The 26,506-nt window shown below is 53.6% G+C and carries 25 protein-coding genes and 1 tRNA gene; 11 read left to right on the plus strand and 15 right to left on the minus strand.

The window, feature by feature from the left end:
• Positions 1-97: 97 nt before the first annotated feature.
• From dppF to OGX92_RS15100, 10 genes are all read right to left on the minus strand, one after another.
• The gene (gene dppF, locus OGX92_RS15055) at positions 98-1,102 is read right to left on the minus strand and encodes a dipeptide ABC transporter ATP-binding subunit DppF (protein WP_003827418.1); all 1,005 of its coding nucleotides are present in this window, start codon (positions 1,100-1,102) and stop codon (positions 98-100) included.
• Complete coding sequence (gene dppD / locus OGX92_RS15060; protein WP_286586736.1) at positions 1,099-2,082, minus strand: dipeptide ABC transporter ATP-binding protein; 984 nt, start codon at positions 2,080-2,082, stop codon at positions 1,099-1,101. Before dppD ends, dppF begins: the two co-directional genes overlap by 4 nt.
• A gap of 10 nt (positions 2,083-2,092) precedes the next feature.
• Positions 2,093-2,995: a dipeptide ABC transporter permease DppC gene (dppC, locus tag OGX92_RS15065; RefSeq protein WP_003024315.1), complete on the minus strand. Its 903-nt coding sequence runs from the start codon at positions 2,993-2,995 to the stop codon at positions 2,093-2,095.
• Positions 2,996-3,004: 9 nt separating this feature from the next.
• The gene (dppB, locus tag OGX92_RS15070) at positions 3,005-4,024 is read right to left on the minus strand and encodes a dipeptide ABC transporter permease DppB (RefSeq protein ID WP_286586737.1); all 1,020 of its coding nucleotides are present in this window, start codon (positions 4,022-4,024) and stop codon (positions 3,005-3,007) included.
• 166 nt (positions 4,025-4,190) lie between these two features.
• Positions 4,191-5,798 (minus strand): dipeptide ABC transporter periplasmic-binding protein DppA, encoded by a 1,608-nt coding sequence (gene dppA / locus OGX92_RS15075; RefSeq protein ID WP_003827414.1) that lies wholly within the window; start codon positions 5,796-5,798, stop codon positions 4,191-4,193.
• Positions 5,713-5,949 carry a hypothetical protein gene (locus OGX92_RS15080; protein WP_286586746.1) on the minus strand — a complete coding sequence of 79 codons (237 nt, stop codon included), beginning with the start codon at positions 5,947-5,949 and terminating at the stop codon, positions 5,713-5,715. Before OGX92_RS15080 ends, dppA begins: the two co-directional genes overlap by 86 nt.
• A gap of 602 nt (positions 5,950-6,551) precedes the next feature.
• A tRNA-Pro gene (locus OGX92_RS15085) sits at positions 6,552-6,628 on the minus strand.
• Between the two features lie 91 nt (positions 6,629-6,719).
• Positions 6,720-8,414 (minus strand): kdo(2)-lipid A phosphoethanolamine 7''-transferase, encoded by a 1,695-nt coding sequence (gene eptB, locus OGX92_RS15090; protein ID WP_003827412.1) that lies wholly within the window; start codon positions 8,412-8,414, stop codon positions 6,720-6,722.
• A gap of 210 nt (positions 8,415-8,624) precedes the next feature.
• Entirely contained in the window at positions 8,625-9,827 is a 1,203-nt protein-coding gene (locus OGX92_RS15095; RefSeq protein WP_003827410.1) for an L-lactate MFS transporter, read from the minus strand.
• Between the two features lie 251 nt (positions 9,828-10,078).
• Positions 10,079-10,780, minus strand: coding sequence for an autotransporter outer membrane beta-barrel domain-containing protein (locus OGX92_RS15100; protein WP_003827405.1), 702 nt, complete (start codon positions 10,778-10,780; stop codon positions 10,079-10,081).
• Positions 10,781-10,939: 159 nt separating this feature from the next.
• Between OGX92_RS15100 and tag the strand changes: the two genes are divergently transcribed.
• Together tag and OGX92_RS15110 are read left to right on the plus strand one after the other, a co-directional pair.
• Entirely contained in the window at positions 10,940-11,509 is a 570-nt protein-coding gene (tag, locus tag OGX92_RS15105) for a DNA-3-methyladenine glycosylase I (protein ID WP_003827403.1), read from the plus strand.
• On the plus strand, positions 11,499-11,939 hold the full coding sequence (locus OGX92_RS15110) for an N-acetyltransferase (RefSeq protein ID WP_003827401.1): 441 nt from the start codon (positions 11,499-11,501) through the stop codon (positions 11,937-11,939). The genes tag and OGX92_RS15110 overlap by 11 nt, the downstream gene beginning before the upstream one ends.
• On the opposite strand, the gene OGX92_RS15115 is transcribed toward OGX92_RS15110, so the two are convergent.
• Positions 11,908-14,241 (minus strand): molybdopterin guanine dinucleotide-containing S/N-oxide reductase, encoded by a 2,334-nt coding sequence (locus OGX92_RS15115; protein ID WP_286586738.1) that lies wholly within the window; start codon positions 14,239-14,241, stop codon positions 11,908-11,910. The genes OGX92_RS15110 and OGX92_RS15115 overlap by 32 nt on opposite strands.
• Before the next feature lie 159 nt (positions 14,242-14,400).
• On the opposite strand from OGX92_RS15115, the gene OGX92_RS15120 reads away from it, so the two are divergent.
• The 6 genes from OGX92_RS15120 to ghrB all read left to right on the plus strand — a co-directional run bounded on the left by OGX92_RS15120 (position 14,401) and on the right by ghrB (position 20,317).
• The gene (locus OGX92_RS15120; protein WP_003827397.1) at positions 14,401-15,063 is read left to right on the plus strand and encodes an OmpA family lipoprotein; all 663 of its coding nucleotides are present in this window, start codon (positions 14,401-14,403) and stop codon (positions 15,061-15,063) included.
• Positions 15,064-15,167: 104 nt separating this feature from the next.
• Entirely contained in the window at positions 15,168-16,184 is a 1,017-nt protein-coding gene (locus tag OGX92_RS15125; protein WP_005133828.1) for a LacI family DNA-binding transcriptional regulator, read from the plus strand.
• 99 nt (positions 16,185-16,283) lie between these two features.
• Positions 16,284-17,033, plus strand: a complete 750-nt coding sequence (locus OGX92_RS15130; protein ID WP_267440633.1) for a sugar phosphate isomerase/epimerase family protein — start codon at positions 16,284-16,286, stop codon at positions 17,031-17,033.
• A gap of 3 nt (positions 17,034-17,036) precedes the next feature.
• A complete protein-coding gene (locus tag OGX92_RS15135; RefSeq protein ID WP_286586741.1) occupies positions 17,037-17,975 on the plus strand; it encodes a sugar kinase in 939 nt (312 codons plus the stop codon).
• A gap of 64 nt (positions 17,976-18,039) precedes the next feature.
• Entirely contained in the window at positions 18,040-19,320 is a 1,281-nt protein-coding gene (locus tag OGX92_RS15140) for an MFS transporter (RefSeq protein ID WP_003827389.1), read from the plus strand.
• 22 nt (positions 19,321-19,342) lie between these two features.
• Positions 19,343-20,317, plus strand: a complete 975-nt coding sequence (ghrB, locus tag OGX92_RS15145) for a glyoxylate/hydroxypyruvate reductase GhrB (protein ID WP_063941887.1) — start codon at positions 19,343-19,345, stop codon at positions 20,315-20,317.
• Positions 20,318-20,374: 57 nt separating this feature from the next.
• Here the strand turns inward: ghrB and OGX92_RS15150 are convergent, their stop codons facing one another.
• Entirely contained in the window at positions 20,375-21,085 is a 711-nt protein-coding gene (locus OGX92_RS15150; RefSeq protein ID WP_286586742.1) for a DUF3053 domain-containing protein, read from the minus strand.
• 380 nt (positions 21,086-21,465) lie between these two features.
• Here OGX92_RS15150 and OGX92_RS15155 point away from each other — a divergent pair, with 380 nt between their 5' ends.
• The 3 genes from OGX92_RS15155 (at position 21,466) to cueP (ending at position 22,976) form a co-directional block, all read left to right on the plus strand.
• On the plus strand, positions 21,466-21,756 hold the full coding sequence (locus OGX92_RS15155; protein ID WP_003827383.1) for an HTH-type transcriptional regulator: 291 nt from the start codon (positions 21,466-21,468) through the stop codon (positions 21,754-21,756).
• Between the two features lie 279 nt (positions 21,757-22,035).
• Positions 22,036-22,248: a transcription antiterminator/RNA stability regulator CspE gene (cspE, locus tag OGX92_RS15160; protein ID WP_000014594.1), complete on the plus strand. Its 213-nt coding sequence runs from the start codon at positions 22,036-22,038 to the stop codon at positions 22,246-22,248.
• A gap of 188 nt (positions 22,249-22,436) precedes the next feature.
• Positions 22,437-22,976 carry a copper-binding periplasmic metallochaperone CueP gene (cueP, locus tag OGX92_RS15165; protein ID WP_003827382.1) on the plus strand — a complete coding sequence of 180 codons (540 nt, stop codon included), beginning with the start codon at positions 22,437-22,439 and terminating at the stop codon, positions 22,974-22,976.
• A gap of 66 nt (positions 22,977-23,042) precedes the next feature.
• On the opposite strand, the gene glyS is transcribed toward cueP, so the two are convergent.
• From glyS to OGX92_RS15180, 3 genes are all read right to left on the minus strand, one after another.
• A complete protein-coding gene (glyS, locus tag OGX92_RS15170) occupies positions 23,043-25,112 on the minus strand; it encodes a glycine--tRNA ligase subunit beta (RefSeq protein ID WP_003827381.1) in 2,070 nt (689 codons plus the stop codon).
• A gap of 9 nt (positions 25,113-25,121) precedes the next feature.
• Positions 25,122-26,033: a glycine--tRNA ligase subunit alpha gene (gene glyQ / locus OGX92_RS15175; protein WP_001168551.1), complete on the minus strand. Its 912-nt coding sequence runs from the start codon at positions 26,031-26,033 to the stop codon at positions 25,122-25,124.
• A gap of 95 nt (positions 26,034-26,128) precedes the next feature.
• Positions 26,129-26,437, minus strand: a complete 309-nt coding sequence (locus tag OGX92_RS15180; RefSeq protein WP_003827372.1) for a YsaB family lipoprotein — start codon at positions 26,435-26,437, stop codon at positions 26,129-26,131.
• Between the last annotated feature and the right edge of the window lie 69 nt (positions 26,438-26,506).

Consider the following 26,506-nt stretch of genomic DNA (forward strand, 5'->3'; position numbering starts at 1 on the left):
GAATAATGTTCTGCCAAAGGACTCACATTGTGGACGTAAAGAGAAAATATAAAAAAACCGGAGCACAAGGCTCCGGTTATCGGGTCATAACCCAGGTTTATTGCTGTGGGTTTTCATCCTGGTCAACGGCAAAACAAGCTACCAGTTGACCGCCGTAATCTTTCAACTGCGGTTGAAGCTGGGTACACGGACCAAAGCGACGACGGCAGCGGGCGTTGAACGCACAGCCCGGCGGCGGATTCAGCGGGCTTGGCAGTTCACCGGTCAGCTTGATACGCTCACGGCGATCGTCCGGGTTCAGGCGCGGTGTTGCGGAGAGCAGCGCTTGCGTGTACGGATGACGCGGATTATTGAAGATTTGGTCCTTCGTCCCTTTCTCCACACAGCGGCCTAAATACATCACCATCACTTCATCGGCAATGTGCTCGACAACCGACAGGTCGTGCGAGATAAAGACGTATGACAGCCCCAGTTCCTGCTGCAAATCCATCATCAGATTCAGCACCTGCGCACGCACCGAAACGTCCAGCGCTGAGACCGGTTCATCGGCAATCACCACGTCCGGGTCAAGCATCAGACCGCGAGCGATGGCAATACGCTGACGCTGACCGCCGGAGAACATATGCGGATAGCGGTCGTAGTGCTCGGTTTTCAGCCCCACTTTCGCCATCATCGCCAATGCTTTTTCACGACGCTCCTCTTTGCTGAGCGTGGAGTTGATCAGCAGCGGCTCTTCCAGAATCTGTCCCACTTTTTTACGCGGGTTCAGGGAACCGTACGGGTTCTGGAATACAATCTGGATTTTCTGCCGACGCAGCTTTTGCGCCTGCGGGTCGTGCTTAAGCAGATCCTGTCCCTGGTAATACAGCTCACCGCCGGTCGGGACTTCAATCATCGTCAGCAGGCGGCCAAGGGTGGATTTCCCACAGCCCGACTCGCCTACCACCGCCAGCGTTTTACCACGCTCTAAGGTAAAGGAGACGCCGTCCAGCGCTTTCACCAGGCGCTCCGGGGCGAACATACCCTTTTTCACCGGGTAGTGTTTTTTCAGATCAATAGCCTGCAACAGCGGCTGTGGCAAAGCGGCCTTTTGCGTACTCATAGCCCAGGCCTCCCGGCATCATCAAGTGGGTAGTGGCATTTCGACTGACGACCGCCTTCCAGCAGGTTCAGTTCAGGTTCTTCAGCGCGGCATTTGTCGGTCGCATAGGGACAGCGCGGGTTCAGCAAACAACCGCTCGGGCGGTCATATTTACCGGGAACCACGCCCGGCAGTGAGGCCAGACGCGCTTTGTCCTGAGCAAACTCCGGCAGCGCGCGCAGCAGCGCCTGGGTGTAAGGATGACGCGGCGCGCGGAAGATATCCTGCGCGGCCCCGGTTTCCACTACCTGACCGGCGTACATCACGATGATTTTGTGTGCCGCTTCAGCCACCAGCGCCAGATCGTGGGTGATTAAGACCAGCGCCATGTTCTCTTTTTGCTGCAATTCCAGCAGTAGCTCGATAATCTGCGCCTGAATAGTCACATCCAGCGCCGTTGTCGGTTCGTCGGCAATCAGCAGTTTCGGACGACAGGCAATCGCCATCGCGATCATCACGCGCTGGCTCATTCCACCGGACAACTGGTGCGGATAGACATCCAGACGCGAGGCCGGATCGGGGATCCCCACCAGCGTCAGCAGGTCAATTGCCCGCTGAATACGCGTTTTTTTGTTGCCGCCCTGGTGCACCTTGATGGCTTCCATAATCTGGTAGCCGACGGTATAGCAGGGATTAAGGCTGGTCATCGGGTCCTGGAAGATCATCGCCACTTCCGCGCCCACTAACTGGCGACGCTCTTTCTCAGAAATGCGCTTCAGGTCGCGACCATTAAACTCCAGATTTTCGGCCATAACGCGGCCAGGGTAGTCAATCAGTCCCATAATCGCCAGCGAACTGACGGACTTACCAGAGCCGGACTCTCCTACAATGCCAACCACTTCACCCTGATCCACACTGTAGCTAATGCGGTCTACGGCGCGGAATTCGGAACCTACGTCGCCGAAATGCACCGATAATTTATCTACATTTAATAACGCCATCTCGAACCTCTTACTGCTTCAGTTTGGGATCGAGCGCGTCACGCAGACCGTCACCCATCAGGTTAAATGCCAGCACCGTCAACAGGATCGCCAGCCCCGGGAAGGTCACAACCCACCAGGCGCTTTGGGCAAACTGCAGAACGTCAGAGAGCATGGTGCCCCATTCCGGCGTAGGCGGCTGTGCGCCCATCCCCAGGAAGCCGAGGGCAGCCATATCGAGAATGGCGTTAGAGAAGCCAAGCGACGCCTGAACAATCAGCGGCGCAAGACAGTTAGGAAGAATGTTGACGAACATCTGGCGCATCGCGCCGGCTCCCGCCACGCGAGATGCAGTGACGTAGTCGCGGTTAACTTCCACCAGCACAGCGGCGCGCGTCAAACGGACATAGTGCGGCAATGCCACGAACGTCAGCGCCAGCGCGGCGTTGCCAATCGAGGGGCCAAATACCGCCACCAGCACCAGCGCCAGCAACAGGCTCGGCAATGCCAGCATGATATCGACCACACGCATGATGACGTTATCGACAATCCCGCCAAAGTAACCGGCGATCAGCCCAAGAACCACGCCCATCAGCAGGGAGAGAACTACCACCAGACAGCCGACCAACAGCGACAGACGCGCACCGTACATCAGGCGGGACAGCACGTCGCGGCCTACATCATCAGTACCAAACAGATGCGCCATGGTACCGCCTTCCTGCCACGCGGGAGGAGCCAGCAGCGTATCGCGGAACTGGTCTGCCGGGTTGTAGGGTGCGAGGACGTTGGCAAAGACCGCAATCAGGATCATCACCACAACGTACACCAGCCCAACAACCGCACCTTTGTTGCGTTTAAAATAGTGCCAGAACTCCTGCAACGGAGTCATCGGCACCGGTGCAGCAATAACTTTATTTTCAGTAACCTGTGACATGATGGCCCCTTACTTCTTATGCCGAATACGCGGGTTCACCACGCCGTACAGCAGGTCTACCAGCAGGTTGACGAGGATAATCATCGTCGCGACCAGCAGCACCCCGCCCTGCACCACCGGATAATCGCGGCGTTGCAGCGCATCGATCAGCCAGCGCCCCAGTCCCGGCCACGAGAAGATGGTCTCGGTCAGGATCGCCCCGGCCAGCAACGTACCAACCTGCAGGCCGATAACGGTCACCACGGGCAGCATCGCGTTACGCAGAGCGTGAATAATGATGACGCGCATACGGGTCAGGCCTTTGGCGCGCGCGGTACGGATGTAATCTTCACCCAGCACTTCCAGCATCGATGAACGGGTCATACGCACAATGACCGCCAGAGGAATGGTACCCAGCACCATCGCAGGCAGGATCATATGCGCCAACGCATCAATAAAGTTGCCCTCTTCACCCCAGATGGCGGTGTCGATAAGCATAAAGCCGGTTAGCGGATTGGAATCATCAAGGAACACCATGTCGCTCACCCGCCCAGAAACTGGCGTCAGGTTCCACTGCACGGAAACCAGCATGATCAGCATCATGCCCCACCAGAAAATCGGCATGGAGTAACCGGTCAGCGCCAGGCCAACGGCGGTATGATCGAAAATAGAGCCGCGCTTAACGGCAGCAAGTACACCCACTGGGATACCCACTGCGACGGCGAAAATCATCGCACAGACGCCGAGTTCCAGCGTTGCTTTGAAGCGAGGTACGAACTCTTCCCACACCGGTAAGCGGCTTTTCAGTGAGATACCTAAATCACCATGCATAACCCCCCAGATATAGTGGAGGTACTGCTGCCACATCGGCTTATCCAGACCGAGTTCAGCCAACAGTTTAGCATGACGCTCAGGGGAGATCCCACGTTCACCCGCCATGATCATAACCGGATCGCCGGGGATCATATGGACGAAGGCAAAGGTGAGAAGAGTGATACCGATAAACGTGGGGATGACGAGTCCCAAACGTCGGAGAATGAACTGCAACATAACCCGGATTCTCTCTAATGACGCACGGCCTGGAACCGTGAGTCTGTATTGCTCACAAATCTTATCCCACGCAAACTGCATCGCGGGTAAAGCATTACGCCGGAGGGCGCTGCGCTTATCCGGTCTACACAATACCGGGGCGCAGCGCTTCCTTAATTGCTTTTAATTATTCGACAGAGACGTTTTCGAAGTGGTGTTTGCCCAATGGATCAACCACATAGCCTTTCACTTCTTTACGCACTGGTTCGTACACGGTGGAGTGAGCAACAATCAGAGCCGGAGCCTGGTCGTGCATAACAACCTGAGCTTGCTTGTACAGTTCAATACGTTTGTTGTGATCGTCGGTCGCACGCGCCGGCTGGATCAGGTCTTCAAACGGCTTGTAGCACCAGCGAGAGTAGTTGGAACCGTCTTTCGCTGCCGCACAGCTGAACAAGGTGGCGAAGAAGTTGTCCGGATCCCCGTTGTCGCCGGTCCAGCCCATCATCACCGCCTGATGTTCACCCGCTTTGGCGCGTTTCAGATACTCGCCCCACTCGTAGGTCACAATCTTGGCCTGAACGCCAATTTTCGCCCAGTCAGCCTGAACCATTTCTGCCATACGACGTGCGTTCGGGTTATATGGACGCTGTACCGGCATAGCCCACAGCTCAACGGTAAAGCCTTTGTCCTGACCCGCTTCCTTCAGCAGCGCTTTGGCCTTCTCAGGATCGTAGGTGTAGTCTTTAACGTCGTCGTTATAGCCCCACATAGTCGGCGGGATCAGGTTTTTCGCGGCAACGCCAGCGCCCTGATAAACCGCTTTGATGATCGCTTCTTTGTTTACCGCGTAGGTAAGCGCCTGACGGACTTTCACGTCATCAAACGGTTTCTTCTCGGTGTTGAAAGAGAGGTAGCCAACGTTCAGACCCGCCTGTTCCATCAGGTTGATGTTTTTATCCTGCTTCATGCGCGCGATGTCTGCCGGGTTCGGGTACGGCATCACCTGGCACTCGTTTTTCTGCAGTTTGGCGTAACGCACGGAAGCGTCAGGCGTAATGGAGAAGACCAGACGGTCGATCTGCGGCTTGGTGCCCCAGTAACCTTCGAATGCTTTATACAGAATACGGGAGTCTTTCTGGTACTGCTGCAGCTGGAACGGACCGGTACCAATTGGGTTCAGATCCACTTTCTCCGGAGAACCGGCTTTCAGCATGTTGTCAGCATATTCTTTGGAAAGAATAGAAGCGAAGTCCATCGCCAGGTCAGCCAGGAACGGCGCTTCCGGGCGAGTCAGCACGAACTGAACGGTTTTATCGTCCACTTTTTTCACTTCGGAGATCAGATCCGGCAGACCCATCCCTTCGAAGTATTCATAGCTGCCGCCAGAGACTTTATGGTACGGGTTCTGGGCATTTTTTTGACGATCGAAAGAGAACACCACGTCATCGGCGTTAAAATCGCGCGTCGGTTTAAATTCTTTGTTGTCCTGCCACTTCACGCCCTGACGCAGGTGGAAGGTGTAGGTTTTGCCGTCTTCGCTGATTTCCCACTTCTCAGCAAGGCCCGGGATCACTTCAGTCGTACCGGTTTTGAACTCGACCAGGCGGTTATAGATCGGTACGGAGCTGGCATCATAGGTGGTGCCAGAGGTGAAAAGCTGCGGGTTAAAGCCTTCAGGAGATCCTTCTGAACAATAAACCAGAGTTTTAGCCTGTACGCTTGCTGCGACGGTCATAGCCACCAGGCTCAGACCAAGCTTCAGCATCCCTGACTTCTTCAAGGAAATACTCATTCTTCTGCTCCAAATGTGATGTTTGTTGTTTTACCCTTTGCAGTGGGTTTGCACCGCCTGGCCTTTTTTGTTTTTTACCCGGCCAGGTCGGCGTTAAGAGGATGGGGATTCCGTTCACATAAGCGACTGAGTTGCAGTGCGGATTCTCCATGAAATGCCCCTCATACCCTACAATCTGTCAACAGAATGTGAAAACGTCAATACAGGTCACCGTGATTTACGCCAACGGTGAGAATTCACAAACAAAGATTAAAAAAAGTGCGGAAGGACATTTTCAGCAGGGAAATTTGTGCTACGCGTACTATGCCAGAATAAACATCTTCATATTTCGCAACATTTGGTGATTAACATTTATGCAATTTATTCAAACTTTCTAAATTAATGCTGCATATCTGAGCGATTAATACCATGAACGTTAAAGCGCACAGCGTAAAATGCCAGCTTCAGCCATAAGTAGCGCAAAAAAAGTTTCAAGCAAATATAAAAAAAGGCAATGGAATATGTCACAGAATCGTTAACAGTCAGTGGGAAGTGGTGCACAATTTTTGCAGATAAAATGAAGGTCAAACATGGGGTCGGAAAAACAAAAAATACGCCCTGCCAGCGCTTTGCCTGTAGGCCGGATAAAGCGCTTGCGCCGCCATCCGGCAGTGTCTGTTATAGCGTGATGTTTTGCCTGATGGCGCTTCGCTTATCAGGCCTACAAAAGCCACAAATGCAAAAAGCCCGCTCAGAGAGCGGGCTTTTTAAATTTGGTCGGTGATAGAGGATTCGAACCTCCGACCCCTTCGTCCCGAACGAAGTGCGCTACCAGGCTGCGCCAATCACCGAATGCGGGGCGCATCTTACTGCTCAGCTGCGCGCCCGTCAATCCCTTAGTATCAAAATGCCATTTGATCGGTGAGAAAGTCAGCAGCTCAGTTACTGGGCTGTAGCCTTATTCGCGTCCGGGATACGGCACCAGTTGTTATTCTCGTTAATACCACCATTTGGCGAGGTATAACCGAGGCAACCCAAAATGGTGTCGTACAGTTCAACATGACGACGCGGCACCTTCATATCAGCTTCTTGCTTAAGGTGTGCAAACGCCTTCGCATGGTCGGGGTCTTCCAGATACTTGTCAGACATCCACACCATCATAGGAACGCGGAACTGCTCAGGTGGCGCCATTTTACGCGGCGTACCGTGCAGGTGCTCGCGCTCGTTAATCGACTCACCGTGATCGGCGGCGTAGAACACGATCGCTTTCTTATCGCGTAGTTGATCAAACACTTTGGTAATAAAGTGATCAACATAGGTTACCGAGTTATCGAATGAGTTGATCATCTGGGCCTTCGAGCAGCCACTATCAACATTGACACATTCCGGCTTCCACTGCGCATATTCGCGGGTGTAGCGCTGGGTGTAGTTAAAATGCGAGCCCTTAGTATGCAGAATAATCAGATGCTTGCCACCATCTTCATTATTTTGTAGAGACTGCTGCATCTCGGTAATCAACAGCATATCGTCAACGTTCTTGCCACGGTTGCGCGGCTCTGCGCCAATCTGCTCACGATAGGCGATGTTCTCCGCCATGGTGTTACTGTAGAACCACATCTCGCTTTGCATCGCGTAAAGATCGGTCTTGAACCCTAACTGGCCGAGCACGGAGAAGACGTTTTGTTCTTTCAGAGTACGCTGCGGGTTTTCTTCTGCCCCACCCTCACGCACGAACATACAACGCAGCGAAAGTTTTGTTGCCGTATCACAGGAATATCCACGGAAGGCGGCCAGATTTTTCTCCTGGGCGAGCCTTGGCGTGGTATTACGCTCATAGCCAAAAATCCCCATATGATCCCAGCGGGTCGTTTCGCCGATAATAAAGACCACATAGGTGTCGTCGAGGTTTTTGGGGGCAACATAGGTAAACTTCTTCGCCGGGTTCATCAACGATTTGTTGTCTGAGGATTCATCCACCTGTGCCCAGGCGTACAGACCCAGCGCGGAGAGCCAGTTTGACGGCAGATAGGAATTCGCCACTACCCCGCCATAGCTGGGTAAATCGATTCCCGTTGCTCGCTCAACGCTTCTCTGTTGCATGCTCAGCAGGCGAATCGGCGCCCATACCATCAAGCCAGCCAACAATACCACCGCCACGCTACGCCATCTCATGCCAGGCGTACGGATCTGTTTCATCAGGGTATAGCGGCAGCGATTACTCCAAATCAGAACCAACGGTAAAATGCTGACCGAAACCAGCCACACGACAAAATGCCAGCCAACAACTTCTTTCGATAAATCAATATCCGTGGTCATTACGGAGGCAATAATACCGTAACCAATTACCACATTCAGGAAGGTCATGTAATAGCTGGCACCGGCAGAACACAGCACCACTAAGGTTGTCAGGACACGCCAGGCGCGCCGACCAAATAAAGAGAGAAGCCGTAGTAAAAAGAAGGTCACCAGCACAGTGCCGGCTAATTCAACAACCGCAGAGAGTCCTTTCCAGACGGTAAACTCGTGTGCATATCCGCTAAAGCGCCGGAAAAATACAGCACAGTTCATAAACAAACCGATATAGATTGCCAGCAGGAAACTGAGTTTCTGCTGCGTCATCGACTTAATGTATCTCATGCAAACAAACCCTGGGAATCGGGATAAAAACACCCTGTGCAGTAGTCAAACAGACCAGGCAGGGGAAAATGCGACAACAGCAGAGGTGAAATGTCTACGGGCGCGGGTAAGTAGACCACAGGAGGGTGAAAAAGTGCTTATGGAGAATGCAAATGGCGCATATATTTTTGTAAATATATGCGCCAGGTATTAATCAGACTACTAATAGGTTTAGGCGTGCGCCTCGGTATATACGCTACGCTGTGGCTGGCGGATGGTGGTGGAGAGTGCCAGTGAGATGATTAACAGCGCAAAGATAACGCAGAAGGTCACATAGAAACCGCCGAACAGCGAGGCGATAATGGAACCACAAATGCTGCCGATACCGAAACCTAAGTAAATGACACCGTAGTTTTTAGCCAGGTTGTTCAAACCGAAGAACTCGCTCACCAGTGACGGGAACACGGTGATGGTACCGCCAAAGTTAAATGCTACACAGGCAATCGCCGCAAAGAAGGTCACATCATTCAGCGGGGCGAACAGCAGTGCCGCCATACCGACCAGCGAAACGACCTGCCCAATGGTGATAACGCGAATACGAGAGATTTTGTCGGACAGAATCCCCAGAACCAGACGACCGGACAGGTTAGCTATAGAAATGACGGTAACCGCATTTGCCGCCGTTGCCACATCCATATGCGCCAGGCTTTGTGCAATATCTTTCGCCACGCCAATCACATACAGCCCACTCATACACGCCGTCAGAAACATCACTGCCAGCATCCAGTACTGCGGTTTACGCATGGACTGCGCCAGGGTGTAGTCATTCTCAACCACGCCATTTTTCGTTTTCACTTCCTGATTCGGCGCGTCTTTCATCAGCGTGGAGCCAAATACGATCATCACCAGCACAATCGCGCCCCAAATCATGAAGGTTTTTTCCAGACCCACAGTGCTCAACAGTTGGCTGTCGATGAATTTAAAACCGAGGCTGCCAAGACCGTAAGAACCGATGGCAAAGGCGGAAATCAGCCCTTTACGCTCAGGGAACCATTTTACACAGTTGGAAAGTGTTAACAGGTAGCCTGCTCCATCCGCCAGACCGACCAATATACCGGCGCTCAGCCACAGCATAATCAGGCTGTCAGAGTGGGCGGTTAAGAAGAAGCCGACACCCAGTAAAATACCGGAGGCCATGGTGACGCGTTTCACGCCAAAACGTTCCTGCAGTTTCCCGGCGATGGAAGAAGAAATTGCCAGCCCGAGGCTCAGCAGGCCAAAGGAAAAGGCAACCTGACTCACTGGCGCATCAAGCTTAGAAGAGAGCGCACCGTTAAACAGGCTCCAGGTATAAACAGAACCTAAAGCAAATTGAGTAATGATGGTGCCGATCAGTGTCAGCCAGCGGGTACGCTGATAATCAGAAGTTTTCATGGCAGTCTTCCTGCATAAACAAAATGGGAAATTCTCTGCCAACAACCATACCGAAGCGCTTTTATGAGCAGGAGAAAACGGCATGAAATGCCGCCAGGACGGAATGAAATGCCTGGAATGTGGAATGAATGACGAGACAAAAAGTCGGGTTACTGAATTTTATCGCATGAGTTAGTACACGCTATCGCTGGAGTGCGTGTGATTGTTGATCTCAACATGTAATCAAGATGTTTATGTGCTGATTACTTACGTTAAAATTTGGCGCTCACTCCCATGGTGTACATATAGTCGCTGTTGTTGGTGCTGTTTTCAGCCTGCGAAAGCGCTGCGTAAGCCGCCATGTGCGGGTTCAACAGCATATCCGCACCGACGGTGACATCCACCCAGTTACCGTCCTGACCCGCTGCTGACATGCGGCTGAGACCCGACTGCGCCTTCCAGATATTCTCGCCAAACTGCTGGTTATAGCTGATTTGCGCCCACGGTCGCACATCACCGAACTGCGAATTGACTCGCCAGCCCAACGAGCTCACGCTGGCATGCCACAGCGGATCGTTCTGCGTTACCGAAGTCGCGCTGTCGCCAAATTCGTTGTAAGTAGATGTGGTTGAACCGTCATAATGCAGTGCGGCAACCGGACCGGTCGTTACCTGCCTGGACAGCGGGAAGTTCCAGCCCATACTCATGCCGCTGGTCGCATCCATAGGCGTCTCATCCGCAAGATTCACCACGGGACCCGCCACGTTCTGAGTGGAACGAATACGTTCTTCCAGAATGTCGTTATAACGTGGTTGGTGATCGCTGTCCCATGTATAACGTTCGGCCGTATGCCCTGACATAGCATCAACGATATATTCTTGTTGCCAGCCATATGCTGTATTGATGGACAGCGCACAAACTACGACGCTCGCCAGAGTTAACCTTTGGCGACCACTACTGTTTCTTATAATCATCAACGCGACTCCAGAAAAGAGCCGAATTCGGCGATATTATTGTCATTGTGTGAAGGATATCGGGCCCATCAGGCCCTGTATTAAATATTGTCTTTTTAGCTGGCGCGTCAAGGCGGGCCGAATGAAATTTTTACGCCAGTAAAAACAGCGAGGAAGAATATGCAGCGTTGCGGATGGGTCAGCCAGGATCCACTTTACATTGCCTACCACGACAAGGAATGGGGCGTCCCCGAAACTGATGGTAATAAACTGTTCGAAATGATCTGCCTGGAAGGTCAGCAGGCCGGGTTATCGTGGATTACCGTACTCAAGAAACGGGAAAATTATCGCCACGCTTTCCACCATTTTGATCCGGAAAAAGTGGCGGCCATGACCGAAGAGGATGTGGAAAGGCTGGTACTGGATGCCGGCATTATTCGTCATCGCGGAAAAATTCAGGCCATTATCGGCAACGCTCGCGCTTTTCTGACGATGGCGCAAAACGGAGAGTCGTTTAGCGAATTCGTCTGGTCATTTGTTGATAACCAACCGCAAGTGACTCGCGCCGCCAACCTGAGTGATATTCCCACCTCCACGCCTGCGTCAGACGCGCTGTCTAAAGCGTTAAAAAAACGCGGATTTAAGTTTGTCGGCACCACCATTTGTTACTCCTTTATGCAGGCGTGCGGCCTGGTCAACGACCATGTCACCAGCTGCATCTGTTATCCGGGAGAACAACATGATTCGTGAATCCAAGGCTGAAGATCTGCCGTCAATTCTGGCGCTGTGGATGGAAAGCACAATCCATGCCCATCCGTTTATCGAAGAGCGCTACTGGCGCGAAAGTGAATCCGTGGTGCGGGATGTTTATCTGCCAGCCGCGCAAACCTGGGTTTGGGAAGAAGAAGGCGAGCTCAAAGGCTTTGCCAGCGTGATTGATGACCGCTTTCTCGGCGCGCTGTTTGTCGCACCTGCCGCCATCAGAAGCGGGATCGGCAAAGCGCTGGTGCAGCATGTCCAGCAGCGCTTTTCGATACTCAGCCTTGAGGTCTACCAGAAGAATCAATCAGCGGTGAACTTCTACCATGCGCTGGGTTTTCGCATTGAAGACGGCGCATGGCAGGAAGAGACTCACCACCCCACGTGGATTATGGGCTGGCAGGCGGATCAAACGCCGTAAGCACCAACATTGGTCCGCTATATTTTTCAAGCCACGCCAGCGCAGTATTGCCCGCGCAGCCATTCCCCAACTTCGAGCTGGGGAGATCTTTGGTCAGCACGTTGACGGCGCCATTTTTACAAATACCGTTCACTGCGAGATCCAAATCAGGCCACGCGCCTTCATGAATACAGATGACGCCGGGTTTAATACCCGCCGTCACCACCGCGCCTGCCAGAACTTGCCCGCGCTGGTTCCACACCCTGACCGTATCGCCATCCGCAATGCCGCGCGCGTGGGCGTCCTGCGGATGAATCGTTATCGGCTCACGATCCGCTACCGCGTACTGCTCACGTAGCGCACTGTAGTTAAGCTGACTATGCAAACGGTGCGCCGGATGGGCAGAAAGCAGCTGTAGCTGGTCCGGTTCGGCGTTACCGAACCACTCATCCGGCTCCAGCCACATCGGGTGCCCCCCGCAGTCCGCGTAACCGTAACCTGCAATCCTCGCGGAGTAGATTTCAATTTTTCCGCTGTCCGTTTTCAGCGGATGCGCCTGCGGGTCGCGGCGAAAATCCGCAAAACGGATAAACTGTGCGCTGGCGGCGTTTTCCGGCATTTCGATCAGGGCGTTGCGCTGCCAAAACTCGGCGAAAGGCGGCAATGTCACCTGCTGACTGGCCCCACGTTGCCCGGCAATATTGTAAAAAGTCTCCAGCCACGCCAGTTCGCTTTTACCTTCGGTGAACCGTTCATATCCGCCCTTTTCCCAGCGCTCACTCAGCTCGGCAAAGACATCAAAATCATTTCGCGCTTCGTCCTGCGGCGGTACGACCTGCTTCATCGGCACCAGGTGCTGGTTGCTGTAATCGCCGGTCATGGTCAAATCATTACGCTCAAAGGAGGTGGTTGCTGGCAGCACGATATCGGCATGCTTTGCTGCTGCGGTCCAGAAACACTCCGAGATGACCACCAGCTCCGGTTTTTGCCAGGCACGAATTAAACGGTTAGTGTCCTGATGATGGGTGAAGTTAGCGCCACCCGCCCACCACAACATGCGAATGTCCGGGAAATGACGGTCCATGCCGTTGTGCTGGTAAAAACCACCGGGGTTCTCCAGCGCTTCAACAATTCGTGCCACCGGAATTTTATCTACCGCGTCGGTGCCGCCTTTAACGCTGCCCTGCATTGAAGCCAGTACCGCAGCCCGGCGCGTTGGGTTGCCGCCGTTGGCAAAATGGTACGACAGCCCAAAACCGCCGCCTGGCGTCCCGATTTGTCCGAGCATGGCGGCCAGGGTGACAATCATCCAGTGTTTCTGCTCGCCATACTGCTGGCGCTGCATTCCCCATCCGGCCATCAGCATGGTGGTATTTTGGTGAAATATCGCCGCAAGTTCGCGTATCTTCGCCGCCGGAATGTCACAAATATCTGCCGCCCATTCTGCCGTTTTTGCAACATCATCAGATTTACCCAGCAGATAGTCGGCAAAACGGTCATATCCGGTGGTACACCGGGCGAGAAAGTCCTCGTCATGCCAGCCGTTTTCCACCAGCGTATGCGCGATGCCCAGCATCAGCGCTACGTCGGTCCCCATATGCGGGGCAATCCATTCCATCTTATCGCCAAAGAAATCGACGCTTTCCGATCGCATCGGATCGATACAGATCAACCGTTTACCGCTGTCGCGCAATGCCTCAAAGTACGCGAGGCCCTGCTCATCGGACGCGTTCCAGGCAATCTTGAGAGTATTGAGCGGATTGGCGCTCCACAACACCACCACTTCGCTGTTCTCCAGCACCACCGGCCAGCTGGTTTGCTGCTGGTAAACTTCATTCCCGCCCACCACGTACGGCATGATCGCCTGCGCAGCCCCCGTCGAGTAATCCCCCAGATGCCCGGTATAACCGCCCGCCAGCGCCATATAACGCTGTAACAGGGTCGCCGCTTTGTGTAACACGCCGTTGGAACGCCAGCCGTACGAACCGGCAAAAATTGAGGCCGGGCCGTAGCTGTCACGGATGCGTTTATGCTGCGTATGGATAAGATTCAGCGCGTCGTCCCAACTGACGCGAACAAACTCATCCTGCCCACGTACGCCCTGTGGGTTCTCCGGCGAGGCGAGAAACCCTTTACGCACCATCGGAAAACGTACCCGCGTTTTACTGTGAACCTGGTCGCGCACCACGGTTTGCAATGAGTTGGGATGAGCGGTGGGCAGTGCGCCACGCGAGGAGAAAACCGTCTCACCATCGGTGTCGACGAGGATTGGTCCCCAGTGGGCGGCGGTTAACACCGAGTAATGTGCGGGTGAATTAGCCAAGATGGCGCTCCTGAATGCGATGTGACGGCTTATTTATTATGCCGTTCAATGTTACTTACAAATTTCAGAGTCTTCCCTGGAATTTTCTTCATGTTCACACGTCATAATCAACCGCCACGGTCGCTGTGGCAAAGAAGAAAAAGTCATTAAGGAATTAAGATGAAGAAACGTGTATTTGTTATTGCTGCCATCGTGAGCGGCGCCCTGGCGGTTTCTGGCTGCACAACAAACCCTTACACCGGCGAACGCGAAGCGGGTAAATCCGGCATTGGCGCAGGTATTGGCTCTCTGGTCGGCGCGGGCATTGGCGCACTCTCTTCTTCGAAGAAAGATCGCGGCAAAGGCGCACTGATTGGCGCAGCGGCTGGCGCGGCCGTTGGCGGTGGTATCGGCTATTACATGGACGTGCAGGAAGCGAAACTGCGCGAAAAAATGCAGGGAACGGGCGTCAGCGTGACGCGCAGTGGCGATAACATCATTCTGAACATGCCAAACAACGTCACCTTCGACAGCAGCAGTGCCAACCTGAAGCCTGCGGGTGCTAACACCCTGACCGGCGTGGCGATGGTACTGAAAGAGTACAATAAAACCGCCGTCAACGTGCTGGGCTTCACCGACAGCACCGGTAGCCAGGATCTGAATATGCGTCTGTCGCAGCAGCGCGCAGACTCCGTAGCCAGCGCCTTGATCACTCAAGGGGTCGCAGCTAACCGCATCCGCACTCAGGGTATGGGCCCGGCAAATCCAATCGCCAGCAACAGCACAGCGGAAGGTAAAGCGCAAAACCGCCGCGTAGAAATTACCTTAAGCCCGATCCAGTAACGTTTTGTGCCGGATGGAGACAGTCCGCGTCCATCCGGCATGAAGCACTTGCCATCGTTGATTTTCGCGTTAAGGTGTTGTCACCAAATTCAGGGAAATCAGCGATGAGCAAATCAACACGGGCAACCATCAGCGATGTGGCGAAAGCTGCAAAAACCGGCAAGACCAGCATTTCACGTTATCTCAACGGTGAAAAGCACCTGCTTTCCGACGCGCTGCTGGCCCGCATTGAACAAGCCATTGCCGATCTCGACTACCGTCCCAGCCTGATGGCAAGAGGCCTGAAACACGGTCGTACCCGCCTGATTGGCCTGATCATCGCCGATATTACTAATCCCTACTCCGTCAACGTGTTAAGTGGTATTGAAGCCGCCTGTCGCGATAAAGGCTTTACCCCGCTGGTGTGTAACACCAACAACGAAGTGGATCAGGAGCTGCATTATCTCGACCTGCTGCGCAGCTACCAGGTCGAAGGGATTGTGGTCAACGCCGTCGGGATGCGCGAAGAGGGGCTGAACCGCCTGCAACAGTCTGCGCTGCCGATGGTGCTGATTGACCGTAAAATTCCCGATTTCGCCTGTGATATGGTCGGGCTGGATAACACCCAGGCGGCAACGGTTGCCACCGAGCATCTGGTCGAACAAGGTTTTGAAGCCATCCTGTTCCTCAGCGAACCACTCGGCATGGTGAATACCCGCCGCGAACGCCTGAGCGCTTTTCGCGCCACGCTCGCGCAATACCCCGGCGTTATCGCGCAAAATGCCGAAGTCCCGCTCACGGACAATACGCAACTGGACGACACCCTGCGCCAGTTTCACCAGCAGCATCGTGGAATGCGCAAAGCCGTTATCTCTGCCAACGGTGCCCTCACGCTACAAGTAGCCCGCGCCCTGAAACGCATTGGCCTCAACTGGGGGAGCGACATAGGCTTACTCGGTTTTGACGAACTGGAATGGGCAGAGCTGGCGGGCGTCGGTATTACCACGTTGAAACAACCCACCTGGCAGATTGGTTACACCGCCGTTGAGCAGGTTGTGCGCCGGATTGATGGCGGCTCCGCTGCCATTCAGGAACAGGTCTTCTCCGGCGAGCTGATCGTGCGCGGCTCTACCGCCCGTTAAATTACCTTCGTGATGGTGATCATAAATTCGACATCATAGACTTTTCTTTGGAACCGGTTCCATCTAGCGTTATAACAAGAACGCTAGTCTGGAGTTACCATGAAAAGAAAAATTATGGTGGTCACCGCCGCTTACGGTCACGACCAGGTACGGGCCGCAGGCGGGCAAACGGCAATGCTGCCCATCATCGCTGAAGCCGGTGCTGACGGCGTCGAAATCCGCCGCGAGCTATTAACCGACGCCGAGCTGAAGACGCTGTCAACGATGGCCTCTGCGATCGAAATCTTCGGCCTGCTGGCCTGTTACTCTGCGCCTGAACCGTTGTTCCTTGAGGACGGTAACCTCAACCCCCGTCTTCCAGAACTACTTGAGGAAGCGCAGGCCTTGCAGGCGCTGTGGTTAAAAGTCTCCCTCGGCCATTTTTCCCATACCGAACAGTTCAACGTTCTACGCCAATGGCTGGACAACAGCGGAATGGAGCTGGTTGTCGAGAACGATCAGACCGACTGCGGACGCCTGCAGCCAATGCAGCGCTTTAACGAAGCCTGTCAGGCGCAAAACCTGCCGATATCTTTAACCTTCGATATGGGCAACTGGCTGTGGGTGGGTGACTCCCCGGAACAGGCGGCGCAGAACCTGGCGTCAACCGTTGGCTATATCCATGTCAAAGCCGCAGTTGCACATCGCGACAGCTACCGCGCCGTACCGCCTGATGAAGCCGATCCGCGCTGGCTGGCGCTGCTAAAAACGCTGCCCAACGATGTCCCGCGCGGCATTGAGTTCCCCCTGGAAGGGCAGGATTTGGTGGCGGTTACCCGCCGCTACGTCGAGCTGTTACGCGAGGAGTAACGCATGAAAAATTCACTGGATGTGGTCACTATTGGTGAAGCGATGGCGATGTTCGTCGCCACGCAAACCGGCGAACTGGCGGATGTGGAGCAGTTTATCAAGCGCGTTGCAGGCGCGGAGCTTAACGTAGCGACCGGTCTTGCCCGTCTGGGCCTGAAGGTCGGTTGGGTGAGCCGCGTTGGCAACGACAGCTTTGGCCGTTTTATCGTTAAGTCGCTGGAAAAAGAAGGGATTGATGCGCAGGGAGTCACCCAAGACGGGCGTTACGCTACCGGCTTTCAGCTTAAATCTAAGGTTGAAAATGGAACCGATCCCATTGTGGAATATTTCCGTAAAGGTTCCGCTGCCAGCCACCTCAGCATTGAAGATTATCACGAGGACTATTTCGCCAGCGCGCGCCACCTGCACCTGAGTGGCGTAGCGGCAGCGCTTTCTGCCAGCTCTTATGAACTACTGGCGCATACCGCCCGCACCATGAAGGCCCAGGGGAAGACCATCTCGTTCGACCCGAACTTGCGCCCGGTATTGTGGAAAAGCGAAGCCGAAATGGTGGAAAAACTGAACCGCCTGGCATTCCAGGCAGACTGGCTTTTACCAGGGTTAAAAGAGGGCATGATTTTAACCGGTCAGCAAACGCCTGAAGCCATCGCCGACTTTTATCTGCGCCATGGCGTGAAGGCCGTGATCGTGAAAACTGGGGCTGATGGCGCCTGGTACAAAACCGCCAGCGGCGAACAAGGCTGCGTGGCACCGGTAAAAGTTGACAATGTGGTCGATACGGTCGGCGCAGGAGATGGCTTTGCCGTAGGCGTTATTAGCGCCCTGCTGGAAGGCTGCTCGCTGCATCAGGCGGTGACCCGCGGCAATAAAATTGGCGCACTGGCCATTCAGGTTCAGGGCGACAGCGAAGGATTACCCACACGTGAACAATTAGGGGAATAAACTCCCGGCCAACTCTGTACCCTACATACAGAGGCGGCGTATCAGCATAACCAGAGGGCAGTCTATGAATAGCTCAACTAATGCAGCAAAACGCTGGTGGTACATCATGCCAATCGTGTTTATCACGTATAGCCTGGCGTACCTTGATCGCGCGAACTTCAGCTTCGCCTCCGCCGCCGGTATCAACGAGGACCTCGGCATTACCAAGGGGATTTCTTCCCTGCTGGGCGCGCTGTTTTTCCTCGGCTATTTCTTCTTTCAGATCCCGGGCGCAATTTACGCTGAACGCCGCAGCGTACGAAAACTGATTTTTGTCTGTCTGATCCTCTGGGGCGCATGCGCGTCGTTAACCGGCATGGTCAGCAATATTCCAATGCTTGCCGCCATCCGCTTTATTCTTGGCGTCGTTGAAGCCGCCGTGATGCCGGCAATGCTGATTTACATCAGCAACTGGTTTACGAAATCTGAACGCTCGCGCGCAAACACTTTCCTGATCCTCGGTAATCCGGTCACCGTCCTGTGGATGTCCGTGGTTTCCGGTTACCTGATTCAGGCGCTGGGCTGGCGGGAAATGTTCATCATTGAGGGCTTCCCGGCCATCATCTGGGCGTTCTGTTGGTGGGTGCTGGTAAAAGACAAACCGTCTCAGGTCGGTTGGCTGTCAGAATCTGAAAAAGCCGCTCTTCAGGCACAACTGGAAAAAGAGCAGCAAGGCATCAAAGCCGTACGTAACTATAGCGAGGCTTTCCGCTCACGTAACGTCATCCTGCTGTGTATGCAGTATTTCGCCTGGAGTATTGGCGTCTATGGTTTTGTCCTGTGGCTGCCGTCGATTATCCGCAACGGCGGCGCAAACCTGGGGATGGTGGAAGTTGGTTGGCTGTCATCCGTACCGTATCTGGCGGCAACGGCGGCGATGATCCTCGTCTCCTGGGCGTCCGATAAGCTGCAAAACCGTAAGCTGTTTGTCTGGCCACTGTTACTGATCGCGGCGTTCGCGTTTATCGGCTCCTGGGCCGTGGGCGCAGACCACTTCTGGATTTCTTACACGCTGTTGGTTATTGCAGGCGCGGCAATGTATGCCCCCTATGGTCCCTTCTTCGCCATCATCCCGGAAATGCTGCCGCGCAACGTCGCCGGTGGGGCAATGGCGCTGATCAACAGCATGGGCGCGCTAGGTTCATTCTTTGGTTCATGGTTTGTCGGCTACCTCAATGGCGCTACCGGCAGCCCGTCTGCCTCGTACATTTTTATGGGGGTAGCGCTTTTTGTCTCAGTGTGGCTAACTCTCATTGTTAAGCCTGCTAATAATCAACAGCTACCTATTGGCGCACGCCACGCTTAAATTTTAACTTACGGAGATTCGCATGAAGCCGTCCATTATTCTCTATAAAGCGTTACCTGACGATTTACTGCATCGCCTGGAAGAACATTTTACTGTGACTCAGGTGCCTAACCTGCGCCCGGAAACGGTCGCACAGCACGCCGACGCTTTTGCCAATGCAGAAGGTCTGCTGGGCTCCAGTGAAGCCGTCAATACCGCTCTGCTGGAGAAAATGCCCAGGCTGCGTGCGACATCTACGATTTCCGTAGGCTATGACAACTTCGACGTCGATGCCCTCAACGCGCGTAAGGTGCTGTTGATGCACACGCCAACCGTGCTGACGGAAACCGTCGCCGATACGGTAATGGCGCTGGTGTTAAGCACCGCTCGCCGCGTAGTGGAAGTTGCCGAACGGGTAAAGGTCGGCGAATGGACCAAAAGTATCGGACCGGACTGGTTTGGTACCGATGTACACCACAAAACGCTGGGGATTGTCGGTATGGGCCGCATTGGGCTGGCGCTGGCACAACGTGCGCATTTCGGCTTTAGCATGCCGATTCTCTATAATGCGCGCCGTCATCATCAGGAAGCAGAAGAACGCTTTAATGCACGTTACTGCGACCTCGATACGCTGTTGCAGGAGTCTGATTTTGTCTGCCTGATCCTGCCGTTAACCGACGAAACGCATCATCTGTTCAGCACCGAGCAGTTTGCCAAAATGAAGTCTTCCGCCATTTTCATTAACGCCGGACGTGGCCCGGTGGTCGATGAAAAAGCGTTGATTGCCGCCCTGCAAAAAGGCGAAATTCATGCCGCTGGCCTGGATGTATTTGAGCAAGAGCCATTACCGGTAGACTCACCGCTGCTGTCACTGCCCAACGTGGTGGCCGTACCGCACATTGGTTCAGCCACGCACGAAACGCGCTACAACATGGCGGCCTGTGCGGTGGATAACTTAATCGATGCGCTGCAAGGACGCGTTGAGAAGAACTGCGTAAACCCGCAGGTCGCATCATAAACAAAAGGCCGGGTGCGCTTACGCTCACCCGGCCTTTCATGTATTACCGTATCTTAATTACTGAGCGGCATTCACCGCAGCAGTCCAGGCCTGATTAAATGCCTGATGCTGAGCAGCCAACGGGCCAATCAGCGTATTGTACTGACTTGCCTGCTGTGACGTTGGGAACTGGATACCGTTGGCGACAAAGCTCACCTGCGTATCCTGCTGCGCCACAAAATCACCAACCTGCACCAACTGCTGCGTGAAAATTTGCGCGGCAGGGATCAGCGGCTGTAAGGCCTCTGCTGGTGCAGTAACAACTTTGTTGTACACCTGATCAAAGACCGGCTTCAGATCTTCGCCCTGCTTCAGCGCGCCATGCGCAGCATCTGCCTGTAGTTTCGCATTCTGCAACTGTTGCCCTAATACACCTAGCGCACCATTTGCCTGACGCAGCGGTTCACGCTGAGTCACATAATCCTGAGGAACACGAATCGCATTTACGCTATCAACCACCGGGCGCAGACCGGAGTCCATCGCCTGATTAACCTGCTGCGAATAGCCATACAGAATCGCGTAATCGGACACAAACGGGCCAAACTGTTTTTTCTGATCGGCGGTCAACGTTGGTAAACGCTCTCCGCTACGCATTGCAGTATTCTGCAGAAAATCGATAAACGCTTTGCGTTGATCGCCTTCTTTATCAAAACACCCACTCAGGCCAACTACCATTAAGAGCGCCAAAACAGACGCAAACCAGCGAGAGCAGGACTTACCTGTCGCCATTTTAATACTCCTTTCACCCAAAAATGCGCACAACGACACCCGCGTGCCTGACGTTGACAAGGATAGTCCAGGTCAGCCCCGCAAGATACCCTTTCCGCGTAATCTTGTGGGGGAAAATAACCGTTCCCACCACCGTTCGTTTTGCTAAACAATGCTGCATTTACCACTCGGCGTCATATTTTAGTCATCTTTACAATCGGAATCGATCGTTCGGAGATCCCGACCTTTATCAGTTCGTTAGCCAGCAAAAGATTATCACCTGCGATCCGCTGAAACGAATCCATCACACAAACCTTAAATCCGGCTTCATTTTTTCCGACTACTCTTAATGAGCTTCGAAGAAATTCACGATCCCGCTGTGTGATTTGTAGGAGTTCTCAATGGAATACAAAGATCCTATGTTTGAACTGCTAAGCAGTCTGGAGCAGATTGTTTTTAAAGATGTATCGCAGACGGTCACTCTGCCGCAAAAAACCAACCCTTTCACCGAATTTGAACAGCTACGACGAGGGACAGGTTTAAAAACAGATGATTTTGCCCGAGTGATGGGCGTGACGGTCGCGATGGTTCATGAATGGGAGTCTAAACGCGTAAAGCCTTCCACTACCGAATTGAAGTTAATGCGCTTGATTCAGGCAGACCCTAGGTTAAGTAAGCAACTGATGGATTGAACTATTTTTCAATTTTGCTTAAGAACGGTCCTGTTACAGGGCCGTTCTCTTACGAAGGTTATCCACAAAAAAGAAAATAGTAGTTGCATCCACATGCGTAAAATGAGTTAATGCCCTCAACGGTTTGACGTACAGACCATTACAGCAGTTAGTAAGGCAAGTCCCTTCAAGAGTTATCGTTGATACCCTTCGTAGTGAGCATTTCCTTTACTGTTAAAAAATCTGTAAAGCACGCCATATCGCCGAAAGGCACACTTATTTTTTAAAAGGTAATACACTATGTCCGGTAAAATGACTGGTATCGTAAAATGGTTCAACGCTGACAAAGGTTTCGGCTTCATCACTCCTGACGATGGCTCTAAAGACGTGTTCGTACACTTCTCTGCTATCCAGAACGATGGCTACAAATCTCTGGACGAAGGTCAGAAAGTTTCCTTCACCATCGAAAGCGGCGCTAAAGGCCCGGCAGCTGGCAACGTAACCAGCCTGTAAGCTTAAAAAGCTCAAAAATTCTGAATCCCTGCCAAACGGCGGGGATTTTTTTTATCTGTACTTCGCAGCACATCCCACCTAAACGCTTCTTTGCATTACTTTACCCGTCGCCCCTTTGACCTTTCCCTAAGGGCAAGCTTTATAGTGAGCCAGTCTATATTCCACAATTTTCACAAGGAATTGAAGCTATGTCGAAATCCTCACTGCTGCTGATTTTAGGTTTGCTCACCACTGGTACTGCGTTCGCGGCAACGCCGGAAGCTACTTTTCTGGCCGAACACGGACTTAGCGGGAAATCCGTCGAACAAATCGTAGAAACGATCGATCAATCACCGCAGAGTCGCCCGCTGCCGTACTCAGCGTCCATCACCAGCACCGCGCTGAAGCTCTCTTCGGGCGATCAGGTTTATACCCTGCCGCTCGGTGACAAGTTCTATCTGTCGTTTGCCCCGTATGAATGGCAAACACATCCTTGCTTCAACCACAGCCTTTCTGGCTGCCAGGGCGAAATGCCGGAGAAGACATTCAATGTCAAAGTGACGGATAACAAGGGTGATGTGGTGGTACAAAAAGCGATGAAGAGCGGCCGTAATGGCTTTGTCGGGGTATGGCTACCGCGCAATATGGAAGGCACCATCGCAGTGAGCTACAACGGTAAAACGGCGAAGTATCCTATTAAGACGATGGAAGACAGCCAGACCTGTCTGACAAAATTGCAGTTGCGCTAATAACATAAAAAAATGCCGGATAAGGCGAAGCCGCCATCCGGCATTTTCTAAGTCAGCGCAGGGCCATTACTGCAGCAGAGAAATATCCGCCACGCGCAGGAACAGCTCGCGCAGTTTTTCGAGCATAGACAGACGGTTAATACGCAGATCTTTATCTTCTACGTTGACCATCACTTTCTCGAAGAACGCATCAACCGGTTCACGCAGTTCTGCCAACTCAACCAGCGCTTCCTGGTAACGACCGGCAGCGAAGACAGGCTCCAGCTTATCGCGCAGCACAACCACCTGCATTGCCAGCGCAATTTCTTCCGGCTCTTTCAGCGTCGCCGCATTCACGCGGTCATTCAGCGTCTCTTCAGACTTCGCAAGGATGTTCGATACACGCTTGTTCGCGGCAGCCAGCGCGGACGCGGCTTCCAGCGTACGGAAGTGCGAAACCGCCTTCATACGTGCGTCAAAATCAGCCGGACGAGTCGGACGACGTGCCAGTACGGCCTGAATGGTGTCGACGGTGTAACCTTCGTCCTGATACCAGGCGCGGAAGCGACCGAGCATAAAGTCGATAACGTCATCCACCACGTTGGCGTTGGTCAGCTTGTCACCATACAGACGAACCGCTTCTTCGGTCAGCGTTTGCAGATCCAGATTCAGGTTCTTCTCAACGATAATACGCAGCACACCCAGCGCAGCACGACGCAGCGCAAACGGGTCTTTGTCGCCTTTCGGATGCTGACCAATACCGAAGATACCCGCCAGGGTGTCCATCTTGTCGGCAATCGCCACGGCACAAGCTACCGGATTCGACGGCAGGTCATCACCGGCAAAACGCGGCTGATACTGTTCGTTCAGCGCCACGGCTACATCTTCCGCTTCACCATCGTGACGTGCGTAGTGCATGCCCATCACACCCTGGGTGTCGGTGAACTCGAAGACCATGTTGGTCATCAGGTCACACTTGGACAGCAGGCCAGCACGCGTTGCGTGGTTAACATCAGCACCAATCTGACCAGCAATCCAGCCCGCCAGAGCCTGGATACGGTCAGTCTTGTCGCGCAGCGTACCCAGTTGCTGTTGGAACAGCACGGTTTGCAGACGCGGCAGATGGTCTTCCAGACGTTTTTTACGGTCGGTATTGAAGAAGAACTCGGCATCCGCCAGGCGCGGACGAACGACTTTCTCGTTACCGGAGATAATCTGGATCGGATCTTTCGATTCGATGTTGGCAACGAAGATAAAGTTCGGCAGCAGTTTGCCGTCGTTCGCGTAAACCGGGAAGTACTTCTGGTCACCTTTCATGGTGTGTACCAGCGCTTCAGACGGAACTGCGAGGAATTTCTCTTCGAACTTCGCGGTCAGCACTACCGGCCATTCCACCAGCGAGGTGACTTCTTCCAGCAGGCTTTCGCTCAGATCAGCGTTACCGCCAATCTTACGCGCCGCTTCTTCAGCATCGGCTTTGATTTTCGCTTTACGCTCAGCGTAATCCGCAATTACTTTGCCGCGCTCACGCAGGATTTCCGGGTACTGATCGGCAGAATCGATGGTGAATTCCGGCTCGCCCATAAAGCGGTGCCCGCGGATCACGCGATCGGACTGAATGCCCAGAATCGTTGCCGGAATCACTTTGTCGCCCAGCAGCAGGGTCACGGTGTGAACCGGACGCACGAAGTGGACATCAGACGCGCCCCAGCGCATCAGTTTCGGGATAGGCAGCTTCGCCAGTGACGTGGCGATCATGTTTGGCAGCAGCGTTTCTGCGCTTTCGCCTTTTACATACGCACGGTACAGCAACCATTCGCCTTTGTCGGTAGTCAGACGCTCAGCCTGATCAACCGTGATGCCGCAGCCACGTGCCCAACCTTCTGCCGCTTTACTCGGTTTGCCTTCAGCGTCAAACGCCTGGGCAATGGCCGGACCGCGTTTTTCAACTTCGCGATCAGGTTGAGATTCCGCCAGATTCACGACTTTCAGCGCCAGACGACGCGGCGCGGCGAACCACTCAACGTTGCCGTGCGCGATGCCAGCGTTATCCAGCTCCGCGGTAAAGTTTGCAGCAAAGGACTCAGCCAGGCTGCGCAGTGCTTTTGGTGGCAGCTCTTCAGTGCCGATTTCCACCAGAAAAGTTTTCTCAGACATGGCCGCCTCTTATTTGTCTTTGTTGCACATCGGGAAGCCAAGGGCTTCACGGGAAGCGTAGTAAGCTTCTGCCACTGCTTTAGTCAGGGTGCGAATGCGCAGGATATAGCGCTGACGCTCGGTGACGGAGATGGCTTTACGCGCATCCAGCAGGTTGAAGCTATGGGCGGCTTTCAGAATACGTTCATACGCAGGCAGCGGCAGCGGATTTTCCAGCGCCAGCAACTGCTGCGCTTCTTTTTCGTACTGCTCGAAGCAGGTGAACAGGAAGTCCACGTCGGCGTATTCGAAGTTGTAGGTGGATTGCTCCACTTCGTTCTGATGGAACACGTCGCCGTACGTGGTTTTACCCAGCGGGCCGTCGCTCCAGACCAGGTCGTAAACGCTGTCTACGCCCTGAATGTACATGGCCAGACGTTCCAGACCGTAGGTAATTTCCCCGGTTACTGGTTTACATTCCAGACCACCAACCTGCTGGAAGTAGGTGAACTGCGTCACTTCCATGCCGTTCAGCCACACTTCCCAACCCAGACCCCAGGCACCCAGCGTCGGGTTTTCCCAGTTATCTTCCACGAAACGGATATCGTGAATGGTCGGGTCCATACCCAGTTCTTTCAGAGAACCCAGGTACAGCTCCTGAATGTTGTCCGGAGACGGCTTAATCACTACCTGGAACTGATAGTAGTGCTGTAAGCGGTTCGGGTTTTCGCCATAGCGGCCATCGGTCGGACGACGAGAAGGCTGCACATAAGCAGTCGCCATCGGCTCCGGCCCCAGCGCACGCAGGCAGGTCATTGGGTGAGATGTTCCCGCGCCGACTTCCATGTCCAATGGTTGAACGATGGTGCAGCCCTGGCGAGCCCAGTAATCCTGTAAGGTCAGGATCAAGCCCTGGAAGGTCCTGGTATCAAACTTTTGCATATTATTTCGTGCTGGATACGTGTGGATTTAAAGGAAGCGATCAGTATACCCGCTGGCTGCAAGATATACAGTACGAAACGGGAAAAAGGGGGAACTTAGCGCATGGAAAGGTGCAAAAACTGCCCGTCTGCATCAAAAGAACAGACAAAACTCTCTTTACGGAAGGTAGAACCACGCATCTCATAGCTGCCCTGGAATTGTTCCAGGCCGGAGATATCAATTTTCTGCGTGCCAGTGTTGTAGCGTTGCGCCGCCTCATTTTTGCACAATGACTCCATATCCAGCGAACGCGTGGCACTGACCTTAACCTTTTGCGCTTTCTGCGCAGGTGCAGACGATTGTGTGTCAGCGCACGCTACCAGCAAAAGGGCAGCGATCGCGGGAAAGAAATACTTCATCATCATTTTATTACCGCCTGGTTTGCTGGTCAGTCTTATTATTAGTGTCTGGAAACAGATCCTATTTTGAGAATC

The sequence above is a fragment of the Citrobacter sp. Cpo089 genome (genome assembly GCF_030332695.1).
In the GTDB taxonomy this organism is placed as follows: Bacteria; Pseudomonadota; Gammaproteobacteria; order Enterobacterales; family Enterobacteriaceae; genus Citrobacter; species Citrobacter portucalensis.

Coding starts and splice junctions, on each gene's coding strand:
- OGX92_RS15095 (WP_003827410.1), bottom strand. CDS start 9,827: ATGAAAACTTCTGATTATCAGCGTACCCGCTGGCTGACACTGATCGGC.
- OGX92_RS15140 (WP_003827389.1), top strand. CDS start 18,040: ATGAATAGCTCAACTAATGCAGCAAAACGCTGGTGGTACATCATGCCA.
- OGX92_RS15135 (WP_286586741.1), top strand. CDS start 17,037: ATGAAAAATTCACTGGATGTGGTCACTATTGGTGAAGCGATGGCGATG.
- OGX92_RS15150 (WP_286586742.1), bottom strand. CDS start 21,085: ATGGCGACAGGTAAGTCCTGCTCTCGCTGGTTTGCGTCTGTTTTGGCG.
- OGX92_RS15120 (WP_003827397.1), top strand. CDS start 14,401: ATGAAGAAACGTGTATTTGTTATTGCTGCCATCGTGAGCGGCGCCCTG.
- OGX92_RS15155 (WP_003827383.1), top strand. CDS start 21,466: ATGGAATACAAAGATCCTATGTTTGAACTGCTAAGCAGTCTGGAGCAG.
- OGX92_RS15130 (WP_267440633.1), top strand. CDS start 16,284: ATGAAAAGAAAAATTATGGTGGTCACCGCCGCTTACGGTCACGACCAG.
- dppD (WP_286586736.1), bottom strand. CDS start 2,082: ATGGCGTTATTAAATGTAGATAAATTATCGGTGCATTTCGGCGACGTA.
- ghrB (WP_063941887.1), top strand. CDS start 19,343: ATGAAGCCGTCCATTATTCTCTATAAAGCGTTACCTGACGATTTACTG.
- OGX92_RS15080 (WP_286586746.1), bottom strand. CDS start 5,949: ATGGAGAATCCGCACTGCAACTCAGTCGCTTATGTGAACGGAATCCCC.
- eptB (WP_003827412.1), bottom strand. CDS start 8,414: ATGAGATACATTAAGTCGATGACGCAGCAGAAACTCAGTTTCCTGCTG.
- cueP (WP_003827382.1), top strand. CDS start 22,437: ATGTCGAAATCCTCACTGCTGCTGATTTTAGGTTTGCTCACCACTGGT.
- OGX92_RS15110 (WP_003827401.1), top strand. CDS start 11,499: ATGATTCGTGAATCCAAGGCTGAAGATCTGCCGTCAATTCTGGCGCTG.
- dppF (WP_003827418.1), bottom strand. CDS start 1,102: ATGAGTACGCAAAAGGCCGCTTTGCCACAGCCGCTGTTGCAGGCTATT.
- tag (WP_003827403.1), top strand. CDS start 10,940: ATGCAGCGTTGCGGATGGGTCAGCCAGGATCCACTTTACATTGCCTAC.
- glyS (WP_003827381.1), bottom strand. CDS start 25,112: ATGTCTGAGAAAACTTTTCTGGTGGAAATCGGCACTGAAGAGCTGCCA.
- cspE (WP_000014594.1), top strand. CDS start 22,036: ATGTCCGGTAAAATGACTGGTATCGTAAAATGGTTCAACGCTGACAAA.
- OGX92_RS15125 (WP_005133828.1), top strand. CDS start 15,168: ATGAGCAAATCAACACGGGCAACCATCAGCGATGTGGCGAAAGCTGCA.
- OGX92_RS15100 (WP_003827405.1), bottom strand. CDS start 10,780: ATGATTATAAGAAACAGTAGTGGTCGCCAAAGGTTAACTCTGGCGAGC.
- dppB (WP_286586737.1), bottom strand. CDS start 4,024: ATGTTGCAGTTCATTCTCCGACGTTTGGGACTCGTCATCCCCACGTTT.
- OGX92_RS15180 (WP_003827372.1), bottom strand. CDS start 26,437: ATGATGATGAAGTATTTCTTTCCCGCGATCGCTGCCCTTTTGCTGGTA.
- dppA (WP_003827414.1), bottom strand. CDS start 5,798: ATGAGTATTTCCTTGAAGAAGTCAGGGATGCTGAAGCTTGGTCTGAGC.
- glyQ (WP_001168551.1), bottom strand. CDS start 26,033: ATGCAAAAGTTTGATACCAGGACCTTCCAGGGCTTGATCCTGACCTTA.
- dppC (WP_003024315.1), bottom strand. CDS start 2,995: ATGTCACAGGTTACTGAAAATAAAGTTATTGCTGCACCGGTGCCGATG.